The sequence below is a fragment of the Rhodococcus jostii RHA1 genome (assembly GCF_000014565.1).
In the GTDB taxonomy this organism is placed as follows: Bacteria; Actinomycetota; Actinomycetes; order Mycobacteriales; family Mycobacteriaceae; genus Rhodococcus_F; species Rhodococcus_F jostii_A.
The window spans coordinates 590612-604980 of sequence record NC_008269.1; the positions used below are offsets into that span (position 1 = coordinate 590612).

At 65.8% G+C, this 14369-nt stretch carries 13 protein-coding genes; 8 read left to right on the forward strand and 5 right to left on the reverse strand.

Annotated features, from left to right (window positions below):
- Window position 1: 1 nt before the first annotated feature.
- Together RHA1_RS38460 and RHA1_RS38465 are read left to right on the forward strand one after the other, a co-directional pair.
- Window positions 2-1849: an RNB domain-containing ribonuclease gene (locus tag RHA1_RS38460; protein WP_011599371.1), complete on the forward strand. Its 1848-nt coding sequence runs from the start codon at window positions 2-4 to the stop codon at window positions 1847-1849.
- A gap of 409 nt (window positions 1850-2258) precedes the next feature.
- A complete protein-coding gene (locus tag RHA1_RS38465; RefSeq protein ID WP_050787626.1) occupies window positions 2259-2513 on the forward strand; it encodes a hypothetical protein in 255 nt (84 codons plus the stop codon).
- Window positions 2514-2759: 246 nt separating this feature from the next.
- On the opposite strand, the gene RHA1_RS38470 is transcribed toward RHA1_RS38465, so the two are convergent.
- The 4 genes from RHA1_RS38470 to RHA1_RS38485 form a co-directional block, all read right to left on the reverse strand.
- Window positions 2760-3407: an NUDIX hydrolase gene (locus RHA1_RS38470; RefSeq protein ID WP_007299715.1), complete on the reverse strand. Its 648-nt coding sequence runs from the start codon at window positions 3405-3407 to the stop codon at window positions 2760-2762.
- A 7-nt stretch (window positions 3408-3414) separates the two neighbouring features.
- Window positions 3415-4707 carry an adenylosuccinate synthetase gene (locus tag RHA1_RS38475; protein WP_007299716.1) on the reverse strand — a complete coding sequence of 431 codons (1293 nt, stop codon included), beginning with the start codon at window positions 4705-4707 and terminating at the stop codon, window positions 3415-3417.
- An 89-nt stretch (window positions 4708-4796) separates the two neighbouring features.
- Window positions 4797-5783, reverse strand: coding sequence for a hypothetical protein (locus RHA1_RS38480; RefSeq protein ID WP_007299717.1), 987 nt, complete (start codon window positions 5781-5783; stop codon window positions 4797-4799).
- A gap of 6 nt (window positions 5784-5789) precedes the next feature.
- Window positions 5790-6878, reverse strand: coding sequence for a hypothetical protein (locus RHA1_RS38485; protein ID WP_011599372.1), 1089 nt, complete (start codon window positions 6876-6878; stop codon window positions 5790-5792).
- A 354-nt stretch (window positions 6879-7232) separates the two neighbouring features.
- Between RHA1_RS38485 and RHA1_RS38490 the strand changes: the two genes are divergently transcribed.
- Entirely contained in the window at window positions 7233-7436 is a 204-nt protein-coding gene (locus tag RHA1_RS38490; protein WP_005242781.1) for a cold-shock protein, read from the forward strand.
- Between the two features lie 352 nt (window positions 7437-7788).
- Here RHA1_RS38490 and RHA1_RS38495 read toward each other — a convergent pair whose 3' ends face one another.
- Window positions 7789-9105: an aspartate aminotransferase family protein gene (locus tag RHA1_RS38495; protein WP_007299719.1), complete on the reverse strand. Its 1317-nt coding sequence runs from the start codon at window positions 9103-9105 to the stop codon at window positions 7789-7791.
- 331 nt (window positions 9106-9436) lie between these two features.
- Between RHA1_RS38495 and RHA1_RS38500 the strand changes: the two genes are divergently transcribed.
- From RHA1_RS38500 to RHA1_RS38520, 5 genes are all read left to right on the forward strand, one after another.
- A complete protein-coding gene (locus tag RHA1_RS38500) occupies window positions 9437-10711 on the forward strand; it encodes a M20 family metallopeptidase (protein ID WP_007299720.1) in 1275 nt (424 codons plus the stop codon).
- On the forward strand, window positions 10708-11526 hold the full coding sequence (locus RHA1_RS38505) for an IclR family transcriptional regulator (RefSeq protein ID WP_007299721.1): 819 nt from the start codon (window positions 10708-10710) through the stop codon (window positions 11524-11526). Before RHA1_RS38500 ends, RHA1_RS38505 begins: the two co-directional genes overlap by 4 nt.
- A gap of 79 nt (window positions 11527-11605) precedes the next feature.
- Window positions 11606-12559 (forward strand): thiamine pyrophosphate-dependent dehydrogenase E1 component subunit alpha, encoded by a 954-nt coding sequence (locus RHA1_RS38510; protein WP_007299722.1) that lies wholly within the window; start codon window positions 11606-11608, stop codon window positions 12557-12559.
- Entirely contained in the window at window positions 12552-13556 is a 1005-nt protein-coding gene (locus RHA1_RS38515) for an alpha-ketoacid dehydrogenase subunit beta (protein WP_007299723.1), read from the forward strand. Before RHA1_RS38510 ends, RHA1_RS38515 begins: the two co-directional genes overlap by 8 nt.
- Entirely contained in the window at window positions 13553-14365 is an 813-nt protein-coding gene (locus RHA1_RS38520) for an acetoacetate decarboxylase family protein (protein WP_237720562.1), read from the forward strand. The genes RHA1_RS38515 and RHA1_RS38520 overlap by 4 nt, the downstream gene beginning before the upstream one ends.
- Window positions 14366-14369: the final 4 nt, after the last annotated feature.

Consider the following 14369-nt stretch of genomic DNA (forward strand, 5'->3'; position numbering starts at 1 on the left):
GATGGTGGATCGGTCCGAGGCCCTCGATCGTGATGATGCGTTCGCGGTGACCGAACTCGCCGACGGTTCGGGTTGGAAGCTGGAGGTCCACATCGCCGGGGTCGCGGACATCGTGGCCTTAGGTTCCGACGCCGATGCGACGGCATTCCTGCGCCGTGAATCGAAGTATCTGTCTCGTCGGACAGTACCGATGCTCGGCCGCGACACCGAGCAGGCGGCGACATTGACCGAGACAGCGGAGCGGTCCACGCTGCGGTTACTAGCTGATCTGTCCGCGGACGGGGTGGTGTCCGGGGTGAGCGTCGATCGCGGGCGGGTGCCGGCCGGCAGGTGCGTCGCGGTTGATCATGGGCAAATCACCGAAATCCTCGGGTCCGTTGACGACCCGCTACACGAGGGAGTGCGAGCCGCAAATGACGCCGCACAGGTGCTGCTTAAGGGACGTCGCAGGTCCGGTGTCTTCGCCCTCTACGATCTCGCGCACGGCTGGGGCTCCACCGAGGAAGGGGGAATCGCGCCGATCCCACTGGACGTGCGCACGGTGGGATATGTCATCGTGCAGGAGTTGATGATCGCAGCCAACGAGGCGATCGCCATGTGGTGTGTGCAAGAGGACCTTCCTGTCCTGTTCCGCAATCATCGCAGCGCGGTGACCGCGGGCAGCACCGAGGACCTCGCGGCGGAGGTCGCGGTGGCGATGACCGATCCAGTGCTGTTCGAGAAGCTGCGTTCGCGTCTGCAATCGTCGTATCGTGCTGCCACCTACGCCCCGACGGTGCACGGCCATCACGGGCTCCGGTTGGCGGCGTACACGCACGCAACGTCGCCGCTGCGCCGGGTGTCGGACCTGATCACCCAGCGGGTGATCTTCGCCCACCTCGACTCCGCTCCGGCCCCGTACACGAGCGAGCAACTCGGCAACCTCGCCGCCGATATCAACCGGCGTATCGCAGCGGACCGGGAAGAGAAGGCAGCGCACTTCAAGGCACGTGATCGAAAGGTGACCGCGCAGGTCGTCGTCGCCGGCGAACTCGAGGTACTCGACTCGAAGCGGTGGGCGAAGGTGCTCGCGGCTGCAACAGCACGTGACCCGATCGGTGACGTGGTCAACGAGTTGCGCCGCCGCGTGCAGTCCGACGACGTGACGGTGACCGCGATCGTGACGTTGCTCGAAGCCGGGGAGAATTGGGCGCCGATCCGACGTGAGGTCTTCGACTGGGCATCGCGGGCGCATCCGGAGTTCGGGCCGAGTGTGGTGTCGATGTGGCTGCAGGCGCATCCCGACCTGCCCCGGCCCGAGATCGACGGCGATAACCGCGGGCCCTCGCACACGCCGGTGTTCGCGGCCCGGTTCCGGGTGGGTCAGGTCTGTGGGCCGTGGGCCACTGCGGGCAGTAAGAAGCGAGCCGAGCAGGACGCTGCGTGGGGCCTGACGAAGGCTGTCGCGGAAGGGGAGAGCCATCCGGAGGTCGGCTCTCCGCTGCGGGACGACCCGCAGCCGGTGCCCCCGAGCACCACGCATGCAGGGGTACGGGCGAGGCCGGCATCAGCGCGCAGCGGACCCATGGATTCGGATTCGGGCCAGGCATCGAGACGGCGGGAGCGAGCGCAGAAGAACCCGATCGCCTGGGTGATCAGCCATGCCGAACACCACGGCCATCCCTCCCCGCAGTGGGTCGTGAGAATGGAGGGCGCCGCCCACGCGCCGGTGTTCACGTGCGACGTCCGCTACCTGGACCACACAGCAACCGGTAGCGGGACAACAAAGAACCTCGCAAGAACCGCCGCGGCTGCGGACCTTGTCGATTCGCTACTTGACGTGACGTCCCCAGCTCGAGCACACCGGTAAACCGAAGCTCACCCACCCGGTCAGTGTCCGTTTCGATAGAGACTTTATGGGCGCCGCCGTGTCCACGGGCGGGGGCGAGCTCTTGATGCTTCGGCGGCGAGCGGCCCTCCGGCCAGCGAAAGGGGAGCGCTGGTCGTTGGGCCTGGCTGCCACCGGGGCCGTCGAGTCCTCTGTGCAGCGTAGGTCGGGGGTACCCGCGGAACGTCGAATTACTCCGCGCTTCGCCCCGGAGAATCCGACCGCAATGCGGTCCGTGGGCGAGCCGCATTCCAGCTCGCCGCATGCGCGGCCGCGCACTTGTGAACCCACATAGCCTGATCACAGATCGGCCGGTGGTTGTGAGTTCGTCTGGTGGGCGCGGATAGGTCACGTTTATGCTCCGAGGGGCAGCCGAAGAAAGGTGCAGTCCATGAGTGACGAGAGCGAGAAGAATTCGGCGTCACCTGATGCGATGCGCGTGGGCACCCGGGTGCTGGTGCGTAGGCAGCCTGAGGCAGCGACAGGCGTGATCGTCGAGGACTACGCCGAACTGACCGACACCGCTGGACGCGGCCACGATTGGGCACCTGTCCATAGGTGGGCGGTCGCCCTTGACGACGGGCGTCTGGTCTTCGCCGACACCGAGGACCTCACGGTCGATATCGGCACGGTAGACTCCGAATAGGCGGCAGCACCACTGACGAGTGGTCGGGAAGGTTCGCATCGGCGAGTCGGCGCTGCTTCCCCAAGATCATCCCGAACAGCACCGAGCAAAACCTGGTCACAGTTGATGAGGTGTCGAATCTGAGCTGTGGCCCCGAACGGCGGCGACCAGGCGTCGCTACGTCCATTCTCGCATTAGCGACCGGGGTCAGCAGGGACACTAGCCACGCTCGGTGCGCTAGTGGCACGGTGTCCGCGAGAATGTCATTTATGTTGTGGCCCAACGCCATACGACTGCCGGTCGGCCGGTAGCCTGCACGCGGACGCGTTGGTCGGTGCGTTCGAGTCCCGGTATCGCCTTGAGTGTGCGATTGAGATTGCCTTGATCGGGTCGGCTGCCGGTGAGGGCAGTGGTGACCGTGACGGCGTGGGTGGCGGGGAATTCTGCGCCGAGGAGGGCCCGGGTGAATGTCGTGTCCCGCCAGAGGAGGCTGGTGGCGAGGATGCGGCGTGCGGCCGCGACGATGCGGTCGTGGTCGAAGGCGAGGTTGTCGTGTTCGTCGAAGCCGCGCCACAGTGTCGCGGCGGCGGGGTCCGTGGTGATGTTGTCGGCGGTGATGACGGCCCACATGGCGATGGACAGGGTCGGCCCTCGCGGGTCGCGGCTTGGTTCGTCGAACACTTCGAGTTGTCCCACGGCCAGGATCGCGTCGTCCGGGATACCGAGCTTGGTGGTGACGGCGCGGCGGGCTGCCGTCTCGAGGCGTTCACCGGCGCCGAGAAGGACACCGGGCAGGGCTGTCTGCCCGGTGTATGGCTCCCAGCGGCGGGGCGCGACGCCGTAGCGCAGCGAGCCGGGTTCGGGATTGCCGAACCGGAGAGCGACCACGTCGACGGAGACGGATGACTGTTCCATACGGTGATCATGCGACAGCAGGTTCTCGGACGCGACGAGCGGCCCGACTGGGACCGTCGGAGGTGAGCACCACCGGTGCGCCGACCAGCGATCCGAGGTGCGCCGCGACGTCTGCTGGATGTGTCGCCAACTCGACTGTGTCGGGCGTGAGTGCGGACAGGACGTCGGTGAGGTGTTGTTGATGCGCGAGGTCCTTCCACGGCCCGAGGGGCAGATGGTCGCCGACGCCGGGGTACCGGCGTGCGCTACGGAGGGGGATGCCGGCCGCTGCGGCACGGGTGATGGCGTCGAGGTGGGTGACGGCCAGACTGTCCACCCCGCCGCATACCTTTGTCGAGTACCGCATCAGTACCTCGTCGAGGTCCCCGATCCGGAAGGTGCCCTGGTAGCTGCCGGTGTCGTTGTGCAGTTCGGGCAGGACCGCACCAAGTCTTGGGTTCTCGGTGGGCATCGGCCCTGCACCGTGCCGGGTGGTGTAGGTGCGGGTGACGCCGAGGACGTGGCTGTCGCGGCCCTGCTCGGCTGAGAATGTGCGCGCGTTGCTCGGTTCCACGGTGGACCAGGTGGTGTGTGGGTGGAACCCGCGCCACTCGTCGAGTAGCACTCCTTGTGCGCCCTCGTAAACCAAGCGCCCTCCGTTTGCGAGGGCGGCGAGGTCACCGTCGTCGGTGATCCGGACCGCGGCCGCGAATTCGGAGTACATGATGACCATGTCGTCGAGGTCGGGCCACCGGTGCACGCTGGGGGAGACCAGGTGATGGTAGTGGTCGGCCATCGCGGCAAGTTTGGCACGCAGAACTGCTGGGTGGTGGCAGTCCCCGACGGTGGGTGCGTCCGGGTGATCGAGGGCGTAGGCGGTGGTCTCGCCGATGCCCTTGCCGCAGGAGCCGTGCCTGCCGTCGCCGCGGGCGTCCTCGCGGGCGCGGTTGGCGGCGACGTGGATCGGGGTGGTCAGTAGCGCGTGGGCGTCGATGTGCAGTAACTGGAGCGGATTCGGCACCCCCAGCGCGGCCAGGGCGTGGGCCTCGGCGGCGAGGGCGATAGGTTCGACGAGGGCATGCTTCGACAGCACAGTGGGAACGCCGGAGAAGGTTCCGGATCCGAACTGGGAAAAGGTGTGGTGGCGACCGTCGGCGACGACGTTGTGCGCGGCCTGTGCGCCGCCGTTGAACCGGACGACGGCTGCGACGTCGAGGCCGGCGTCCGGTGCGCAGAGCCAGTCGACGGTGGCGCCTTTGCCGCCGTCGCCGAAGCCCAGGTCGACGACGATGATGTCGCGGTCACCGAACACCGTGGTCATGGGATTTCCTGTCGTAAAGGGGGAGTGAGTCGGGAGGCGGGGCTCGCACCCGAACCGTGGAATCGGAAGCCCCGCTTCCCGCATGGGTGTCAGGTGAAGGACACGTCGTCGCTGCCGGCCGGATCGATCGGCAGTGGACTTACCGCGACGGGGGTCCGTGCCGCACTGAGGACGGCGAGCGCGTGACCGACGGTGTCCGCTTCGGCGGCGGATCCGACGTCACGCAGGTCCGCCAGACCCTCGCCGAGGTCGATGCGGTCCTCGCCCATGCCGACCGTCAGCGCGATCAGCTCGCACACCGCGCCCGGGTCGTCCAGCTTGAGGAACCGTTCCCCGAGTAGCTGCTGCCAGTGCGCCGCGATTTCGGGATCGTGGAAGTACGCCGACTGATTCGGCAGTACGAAGTAGACGTTCCACCGCCGTTCGAGTTCCCGGTACACCGACTCGACGGTGACATCGCGGTCGAGGTCGTCGCCGATCACCGTCCGCACGTTGCGGGCCGACAGTCGGGCCTTGTTCAGTTCGTCGCCGATGATGAACAGGTACCCCTTGTGGCCGCGTTTGTCCCACGCGTCCGTGGCGGTGTGACGGGCAATGAAATATGCGGCCAGTTCGTAGCTTTCGGACTTCTGCCCGCCGACGTTGCCTTCGAGGAAGATGGTGCGGAGTTGCTCGTCCATGGCGTTGCCGGATTCGAATTGACCGACCTGCAAGGGCACTCGGTCGGAGTCGGCGTCCCCGATGCCGCCGAACAGGATCTGCGGGTCGTCGGCATACCCCTTGCGCTGCAGCAGCCCGTGCAGTTTGCCGAGCTTGTCCTGCATGATCCGCGGTACCGCGCCCATCGAACCGGTGACGTCGAAGAGCACGGCGATCGGTAGGGACTCGGGGTGCCCGGCCGAATCCCGGCATTCCCGCACGGTCACACCCAGCGGGTCCAGGGTCGGATCGGCCTTCCACTGGTCTCTCGGCCGTGCGTACATCGCGCTGGTGTAGCCGAAGTCGTCGACGCCGCGGGCGGCGCGGAACGTCTTGGCCGCGGTGTAGGTGTCGTCATCCCACTTGCCGTATCCCATGGTGGATCACTGTCCTTTCGTGGTGGGCATGGTGAACGGGCGGAAGCGTCGCCGCCCGTAGAGCGTGTCGAGCAGGTCGTCGAACTCGTCGAGGAGATCGACGGCGTCAGGGCGCAGACCAGGTTGTGGTTGCAGGCAGCCGCATGCGAAGGCGCGCAGGCGGTCCGGGGCCGTGTCGGTGAGCATGGTCAGCATCAACCGGTGGGCCATGAACACATCCCAGGCCGGGGTTGCGGGGGAGCCGGTGGAACTTTCCGGTGGATAGTGCTCCCGCCGAGAGGGGATTGTCGCCAGCGGAACCGTGCCTGGGCGGGTGGCGAACGACCACCCGGCCAGTACCACTCCATGCCGCTTAGGGTGAATGAGCACGTTGTCCGCGGTCACCGCGGTGTGCACCCACCCGGCGCGATGCGCGGCTGCAAGAGCCCGCAGTAGACGCCGGTGCATCCACACCCAATCCCGCGGATCGAGCCCGTCCGGGTACGCAGCCTGGACCTCGGCGAGGGTGACGAATCCAGTGGTCAGCGAGTCCAGCACGTTCACCTGCCGCCGGGCGCCGGTCACAGGGTCGGCGTGGGTGAGGTGGTCGATCAGCTGCGGGAAGTACGCGCGCAGCCAATCATTCCCGCCCTCGGCGGACGCCGCGATCTCAGTAGGCGCGGCCCATTCGGCATCGATCAGAGCGTTCGAGGAGACATTGCGGGGAACCTTGATCACCACGCCCGCCCCGCCGCTGTCGGTGGCATGGTGCAGGTCGGCGATCGAACCGCGGGCATGCCGAATCCCGAGTCGATAGGAGCCGCGATTGCCGTCCAACACGATCGCCGTGGCCGTGGCCGTGGCCGTGGCCGTGGCCGAGGTCGAGGTCGTAGTGGTCGCATCGTGCTGCCAGCGGCGGTACAGGTTGGACGCGTGCGTGAATGCCGCGGCGGCGCGGGCGGCGTACGCGGGATCAACCCGATCCGGGTGAATCAGAACCGACAGGCGGTGGAACCGCCGACGGGCAGCGCGCTGAGCCGCCGGATCGGGGGTGATTGGGCCGAACAGGTCGCTCGGCACGATTGCCGCGCCGACGACGTCGAGTGCCTCCGTCATCGCTTCCCTTGTTTTAGTCTAAATGACTAAAACATGGGATTGCAATCCCCCCACTGGGATCAGCAAAAAGCAACGTCGATCGATGCCACCCATGTCGGCGGAACCCGCGAGTGCGTCGCCGCGATCCCCACCCACTCATGGAGTCGTTCCCGGTTGGTGTGAACGACCGGTCACGTGCGACAGCGATGCCATCAGTCCGCCACCACAGGTCAGTGATGGTGCATCGACGACCGGTCGTAGATCGATGGGAATACGGTGCGCGGTCTTCGCGACTACATCGAGGATGGCAGGATCAGGTCATCGAGATCGGAACCTCGATGTGGGGGTCCGGATCGAGATTGAGGGAGTATCGGCATGGCGCAGGGCATTGTGAAGTGGTTCAACGGTGAGAAGGGCTTCGGTTTCATCGCACCCGACGACGGAACTCCGGACGTCTTCGTGCACTACTCGGAAATCTCGGGCAGCGGTTTCAAGTCGCTCGACGAGAACCAGCGTGTGGAGTTCGAGGTCGGCCAGGGCCAGAAGGGCCCGCAGGCCACGAACGTGCGCTCTGTCTGAACCAGTGTTATGTGGGGACCGCATCCGGTGGGTGCGGTCCCCCTTTTATATCGCCGGATCGGTCCCCGCGCCTTCGGCTGTCGCGCTCACGCTGCGCGCGGTCCCCGTGGCTCGATGAGCACGGTCGAGGGTAGAGCCTCAACAATGGGTGATCCGCGACCCGCCCCTGCGTGGGCAGATTGACAGTATGGGTGAGGATCACCAGGGGCGACGGACATCGGTGGAGAGTTGAGCCATCGGTACTTCTGCCACGACGATGAGAGCTGAATAGGGCAGTGCCCCGCCCGACGGTTCGTTCGTCGGCGGTCGTGGTGTCGTCAGTGCGGACTATGGGCGCCGTGTCCGGCATCGGTCAGTGGATTGGTTGCGGCTCGGCCCGCGATGCTACGTATGAGAGGACGTCGTCAAGGATTCCGAGAGCCTGTTTGGCTTCCTCGATCGTGACGGTCATCGGTGGTGTCACGCGGAGGACGTTGCCGGACAATCCGCCCTTGCCGATGAGCAGTCCCCGTTCGCGGCATTGCGTGAGAATGGTGTTCGTTGCGGCAACTGCGGGTTTCTTGGTTCCGTTTTCGACGAGTTCGACTCCGAGCATGAGTCCGGCGCCTCTCACGTCTCCTATCAGCGGGTGGCGGGTCGCGAGTTCCTGCAGCCCGGTTGACAGTAGGTGGCCGACGTCGGCGGCATTGGCTTGCAGGTCGTGCGACTCGATGAAGTCAAGTACGGCGTTTCCCGCCGCCATCGCGATCGGGTTGCCGCCGGCGGTCGAGATCGAGTTCGCGGTGAGGCAGTTCATCAGTTCGTTTTCGGCGACGACACCGCCGATGCTGAGCCCGTTCGCGAGCCCCTTGGCGAAGGTGATCGCTTCGGGGCGAACTCCGTAGTGTTCGATTCCGAAGTAGGAGCGTCCGGTTCGGCCCCATCCGGATTGGACCTCGTCGGAGACGAAGGGGATGTCGTAGGCGTCGAGAACCTCTTTCATCGCGAGGAAGAACCCGTCGGGTGGGGTCGCGAATCCGCCCGCGCCTTGGATAGGTTCGGCGAGATAGCAGGCGATGTTGCCGGAGGTGGAGGTCTCGATCATGGTCTGCAGTTCGTCGCGGCATGCGGTGTTGAAGGCGTGGTCGTCGAGGTGCCCGAATGGGCTGCGGTATTTGTATCCGCTGTGAGCGTAGGTGACCTGCAGGGGGCTCAGTGAGGTTGCGGACCAGCCGCGGATTCCCGTGGTGGCGACGGTTCCGAAGGATCTGCCGTGGTAGCTGCCTCTGAGAGCGATCACTTGATTCGACTGCTGGGCAGTGGTTGTCAGGAGCAGTGCCGTTTCCACTGCCTCCGAGCCTGAGTTGACGAAGAAGACGCGGGGATTGTCGACGGGTGCGCGGGCCGCGATTTTCTCGGCGAGCTCGACTTGTGAGCGGATCAGGTACAGGGTGCTTGAGTGCAGTAGCTGCCCTGCCTGGCGGCGCAGGGCTTCGGTGATTTCGGGTATGTCGTGCCCGATCATTGTTGCGAGGAGTCCGCCGAAGAAGTCGAGGTATGTTCGGCCGTCTCCTCCTGTGACGTGGCGACCGGAACCCGAGACCAGCTCGAGGGGGTTGTCCTCGTAGTAGGTCGACAGCCAGTCGGGCATCACGGCGCGGTGTCGCTGGTGGAGTGATACGTCGTTCACGGAACTCTCTTCTCTCCTCGGAGTCGGCGGATCGGCTGGACGCTACGCGGTGATTGGCGGCACGGGCAGTGTTCGTGCCGGAACTTTCTACTATTTGAAAATCAAGTCGGGACGGGCGTGGTTTGGAGTCGGCCGGCGAATCCGGACTAGGCGGGAAAGGGCGCTCTACCTGCCGGTAGCTGAGCGGGTCGGGGTGAAATTCCCTTTCGCTCGGCGTGAAATTTCATATAGTGACACGGCGGCAGCTGAACTGTTGCCCTCCACTACCGCGGCGTTCATCGTGTGTTCACCGACCGCACAGGGATGTGGTCCGGAAACTGAGGAGGTGCCGATGAGCGCGACGATCGAGACGGATTCTCGACGCGAGCACGTGCAGGACCGCATCACGCGTGGTCGTGAGCAGATGCTCGAGTTCGTGTCGGAGGCGGTCCAGCACGCCAGCGTCAGCGGCGAGGAAGATCGCATCCACGACTTCCTCATCGCCTGGCTCGATCGTCACGGGTGGACCCACGAGTCGCAGCCGCTGAGCGAGCTGGCCGCCCACCACCGGGCGAATGAGCCAAACGTCGATCGAAGGGCCAACATCATCGCGTGGCCACGGCCTCCCCGCGAAGGGATGCCTTCGGTGGTCCTGAACGGGCACATCGATGTGGTGCCGGCTGGAGATCAAGCGGCGTGGACCGATGCACCTTTCTCCGGTGTGCGCAGAGACGGCCGCATCTACGGCAGAGGTGCGGTGGATACGAAGGGGCCTATCGCCGCGGCTCTGTACGCGGTGGACGCACTCAGCGAACTTGCGGATTCCCTGCCTTTCGACCTCGCCGTCCAACTGGTGTGCGCGGAGGAAACTACCGGGGTGGGGACTCGCGCAGTGTTCTCCCGGGTGCCGGAACCGCTTGCCGCTATCGTGCTCGAGCCGACGAATGGAGCTGTTGCACCGATCGGGACCGGGCTGTTGTTCTTCGAGCTCGAGGTGGAGGGTCGTTCGGCGCACACCTCGGCGCCGTGGCGCGGTGCCGATGCCTTCCTGCACCTCATGCGCGTCCACGAGGCGATGACCGGGCTCGCTGACGAGCGCGGTGCCCGGTTCGGTGAGCAGTACCGCACGTACTTCGGTGACATCCCCACCCCGGTGCCGTTCGTCGTCGGCACCGTGTCCGCGGGAACGTGGCGGGCGGCGGTTCCGGATTCGGCGCGGATGGCGGGGCGGTGGGGTACCGCACCGGGGGAGGATCTCGGTGCGGTCCGAGATGATCTGGAGGCGCTGATCGCGCGGGTCGATAGCGATGCGAGCTGGGGTCAGCACCCCACCCGCATCCACTGGCAGCATGCGCTTCCGGGATGGGAGACCACGGCGGGCCATCCCCTCGTCGCTGCCGCCGAACGCGCGATTGCCCGGGCGACGGGATCACCGAAGGTCACCGGTCTGACGGCCGGTACCGACGCCGCCCAGTACGGGCCCAAAGGGATACCGACAATCATCTACGGGCCGGGGGACACAGCGCTTGCGCACAGTCCCGACGAGTTCATTTACGAGGACGCGGTTGAACTCGGATCCCGGGTAATCGCCGATACGCTCCTCGATTTCGCCGGGAGTATGCAATGACCGAGCCCCAGTCCAGTGGCACCACCCTCCGGACGCTGACCCGCGGCCTCGAGGTGCTCGAGACGATCGCCGCTGCCGATGGCACGATGACCGCAAAGGCGATCGCGCGAACCCTGGACCTGAACCTGGGCACCTGCTACCACATTCTCAAGACGCTGCAGCAGGACGAATTCGTCATCCGTCTACGCAATGGCGCGTACGTCGTGGGCGCTCGCGCCGCCCGACTGAGCAAGACCGTCAACCTGCACACCCGGCCCGAGCCGGCGCTGTCGGCGCTACTTGTCGGGCTCAATCAAAAGACCCGGGAGACGGTCTACATTTCCGGCTGGTACCACGGGGTTGTCACGCTCCAGGAATGGATCGCGGGAAGTCATATCCTCAGCGTCGGCAACCTCGACGTCGGTTACTCCGGGTACCTGCACACCCGGGCGTCGTGCAAGGCGATCCTTGCGCATCTGCCCTCCACACGCGTCGAAGCGATGCTCCCGCCGGAGTCATTCGTCCCGGTGACCCCGAACAGCATCACCGACTTCGACGCCTTCGCCCAAGAGCTGGTGACGGTGAAGAAGAACGGATTCGCCGTCGACAACGAAGAATTCGAGATCGGCGTCTCCTGCATCGCCGCACCGTTCTTCGACGAGTATCGCAACCCGGTCGGGGCCTTCGCGGTCTCGGCACCCACGACGCGGTTCGCGAAGGAAATGCACGTTCTCGCCATCCACGTCCGCGACGCGGCAGACCGCGCAACCGCGTACCTGCGCACCGAAGCTACCGGCGCGACCGTCACACCGCTCGACAATCACCGACTCGCCTGACCCAGTAACACCCCTTCACCCGACCCGTCGACGACGCGTCGGTACCGAGGCCTACCTGCATGAACACACGGAGGATCCCATGACTGAACCGCTACTCGCGCACTATCGTCAGATGTACCGCATCCGGGTGCTGGAAAACGAGATTCTCCGGCTCCGCAAGATCGAAGAAGTCGTCGGTTCGGTGCACCTGTGCAACGGCCAGGAAGCGATCTACGTCGGCGCCGCGGCAGGGTTGGACCTCTCTCGCGACGCGGTATTTCCCACCTACCGCGGCCACGGTTGGGCACTGGCGCTCGGCGCCACCATGCACTCGATCCTCGCGGAGCTTCTCGGCCGCAGCACGGGCACCAATGGCGGACGGGGTGGGTCGGCCTACTTCTCGACCCCCGACACCGCGATGTATGGGGAGAATTCCATCGTCGGCGCGGGAGCCCCGATCGCCGCGGGTGCGGCGCTCGCCGCCACGTTCGACGGATCCGGCCGGGTGGCCGTCGCGGCCTTCGGCGACGGTGCCCTCAACCAAGGTGCGGTGCACGAGGCAATGAATTTCGCTGCGGTCCAGCAACTTCCCATCATTTTCCTTGTTGAGAACAACCACTATTCGGAGATGACACCGATTGTTGACATGGTGAAGAACCCGGTGCTGTTCAAGCGGGCCGCGGCGTACGGAATCACGGGCGCGCGGATCGACGGCAATGACCCAATCGCGGTGCGGGACGCCGTGTCGAAAGCAGCCCAGCATGCCCGTGCAGGGAAAGGTCCCGTCCTGCTCGAAGCCATGACGCACCGCATCGTCGGCCATTACATCGGTGACGCCCAGCAATACCGGCCCGCCGGGGAGATCGACGATATCGAGGCGGACGAACCACTCGTGCGGGCCGCCCGAAACCTCCTCCAGGAGAGCGGTGTCACCCAAACCGAGCTCGACGCACTCATTGCGGATGTCAACGACGAAGTCCGCGCGGCTTCTCTCGCCGCGCTCGCGGACCCGGTCGCCGATCCCACCACCGTATTGGAGCACCTCTATGCCTGACACCAAGAACCTCAGCTACGCCGGCGCCGTGAACGAAGCCCTTCGCCAAATCCTCGACGACGACCCCAAGGCGCTGGTGTTCGGAGAAGATGTCGCCGCTCCCGGCGGCGTCTTCGGAGTCACGAAAGGCCTGCAGAAGACTTTCGGTAGGCGGGTATTCGACACTCCGATCTCCGAATCGGCCATTCTCGGTGGCGCGGTCGGATCCGCACTATTCGGAATGCGTCCCATCGTCGAAATCATGTGGGCCGACTTCACCCTCGTCGCCTTCGATCAACTCGTGAACCAGGCCGCCAACGTCCGCTACGTGTCACAGGGAGCGCTCACCGCCCCGATCACGGTCCGCATGCAGCAGGGGAGCGCGCCCGGCGCCTGCGCGCAGCACTCCCAGAGCCTCGAAGCCTTGTTCGCCCACATTCCCGGACTGCAGGTGTGTATGCCCGCAACCCACCAGGATGCGTACGACCTGCTGCTTACCGCGGCCGCATCGCCGGACCCGACCATCGTCATCGAAAACCGCACCCTCTACCACCGGGACAAGCAACCGGTCACCCTTGGCGGACCCGTAGCACCTCTCGGTGGCGCGGTCGTCCGCAGAGAGGGCACCGCTCTGACCGCCGTGACCTGGGGCGCCATGCAATTCCAGGTGCTCGAAGCTGCCGACGCCCTCGCATCCCGAGGAATCGACATCGAGGTGATTGACGCCCGCTGGCTTCGCCCGCTGGACATGGGGCACATCCTGTCCTCGGTTGCGCGCACCCGACGGCTCGCTGTAATCCACGAGGCGCACACCATCGGAGGAGTCGGCGCCGAAATCGTCGCGGCGGTCGCGGCCGCTGGAATCGAGCTCGACCAGCCGCCATTGCGGATCGGTACACCCGATGCCCGCATCCCTGCCGCACCCAGTCTCGCGCAGGCGCTGATCCCCAACGCAGACCGCATCATCCGCGAGATCGACAGCGCATTCGCAGCCCATGCCGCGAAGGTATCGGTATGAACGCGAACCGACCCCGAGGCGCAATGGCCATGCCGGTGTTCGCGCCCCTGTTCTCACCCGGAACGGAATCGGTCACCGTCCGCTGGCTGACCGTCGCCTACCCGACCACCGAGGACATCGCCGCCGTGGTCCTGCCGCGGCCATTGAGCCCGGCCGCCTCGCCCGAGGTGCTGATCTGGGTCGCCGAATTCATCGGCGCTTCCTTCACCGCCGGCGACGGCACCGTCGAGACCAGGCCCGCCTACATGCAGGCCGGAATAAACCTCCGCTGCCGACACGGCGATACCGAGGGAGCCTACGCCATCGGAACCTACGTCGAGGGACTCAACCACGGCATTCTCGGGCGCGAACTCTTCGGCCTGCCCAAGAAGCAATCCCGCAACGTCCACCTGCACGACCACGGCAGGCACCTCGACTTCGCCGTCAGCAATGCCGCCGGCGCCACCTTGATCAGCGGCACGGTCGACCACGCCGCGACACCTCCGGCAGACGAGCGAACCGCTGCCATCGTGCCGGACTGGTTCACCACCCAGTTCACTGCAAAGATCATCCCCAGCGCGGACGGCGCCGGCTTCGATATCAGCCGACTGGTCCGCATCCCGTTCGCCTTCACCGTCACCGGCCCCCTGCGCCAGGGCGAAGCGTCCCTCGAATTCACAGAATCCGGCAGCGACCCGCTGCACATCCTCGCCGTCAAAGGCTCCGTACGCACCACGTACGGGCACGCGCGACTCGACATCGACTACGGCACCTACCTCGACCACCTCGACCCTGCCGACCTTCCCACCTTCGGTGCACCGCACTGGTGAACCC

Excerpts from the sequence above, each read along its gene's own strand:
- RHA1_RS38460 (WP_011599371.1), top strand. The coding sequence starts at position 2 with ATGGTGGATCGGTCCGAGGCCCTCGATCGTGATGATGCGTTCGCGGTG.
- RHA1_RS38465 (WP_050787626.1), top strand. The coding sequence starts at position 2,259 with ATGAGTGACGAGAGCGAGAAGAATTCGGCGTCACCTGATGCGATGCGC.
- RHA1_RS38470 (WP_007299715.1), bottom strand. The coding sequence starts at position 3,407 with ATGGAACAGTCATCCGTCTCCGTCGACGTGGTCGCTCTCCGGTTCGGC.
- RHA1_RS38475 (WP_007299716.1), bottom strand. The coding sequence starts at position 4,707 with ATGACCACGGTGTTCGGTGACCGCGACATCATCGTCGTCGACCTGGGC.
- RHA1_RS38480 (WP_007299717.1), bottom strand. The coding sequence starts at position 5,783 with ATGGGATACGGCAAGTGGGATGACGACACCTACACCGCGGCCAAGACG.
- RHA1_RS38485 (WP_011599372.1), bottom strand. The coding sequence starts at position 6,878 with ATGACGGAGGCACTCGACGTCGTCGGCGCGGCAATCGTGCCGAGCGAC.
- RHA1_RS38490 (WP_005242781.1), top strand. The coding sequence starts at position 7,233 with ATGGCGCAGGGCATTGTGAAGTGGTTCAACGGTGAGAAGGGCTTCGGT.
- RHA1_RS38500 (WP_007299720.1), top strand. The coding sequence starts at position 9,437 with ATGAGCGCGACGATCGAGACGGATTCTCGACGCGAGCACGTGCAGGAC.
- RHA1_RS38505 (WP_007299721.1), top strand. The coding sequence starts at position 10,708 with ATGACCGAGCCCCAGTCCAGTGGCACCACCCTCCGGACGCTGACCCGC.
- RHA1_RS38510 (WP_007299722.1), top strand. The coding sequence starts at position 11,606 with ATGACTGAACCGCTACTCGCGCACTATCGTCAGATGTACCGCATCCGG.
- RHA1_RS38515 (WP_007299723.1), top strand. The coding sequence starts at position 12,552 with ATGCCTGACACCAAGAACCTCAGCTACGCCGGCGCCGTGAACGAAGCC.
- RHA1_RS38520 (WP_237720562.1), top strand. The coding sequence starts at position 13,553 with ATGAACGCGAACCGACCCCGAGGCGCAATGGCCATGCCGGTGTTCGCG.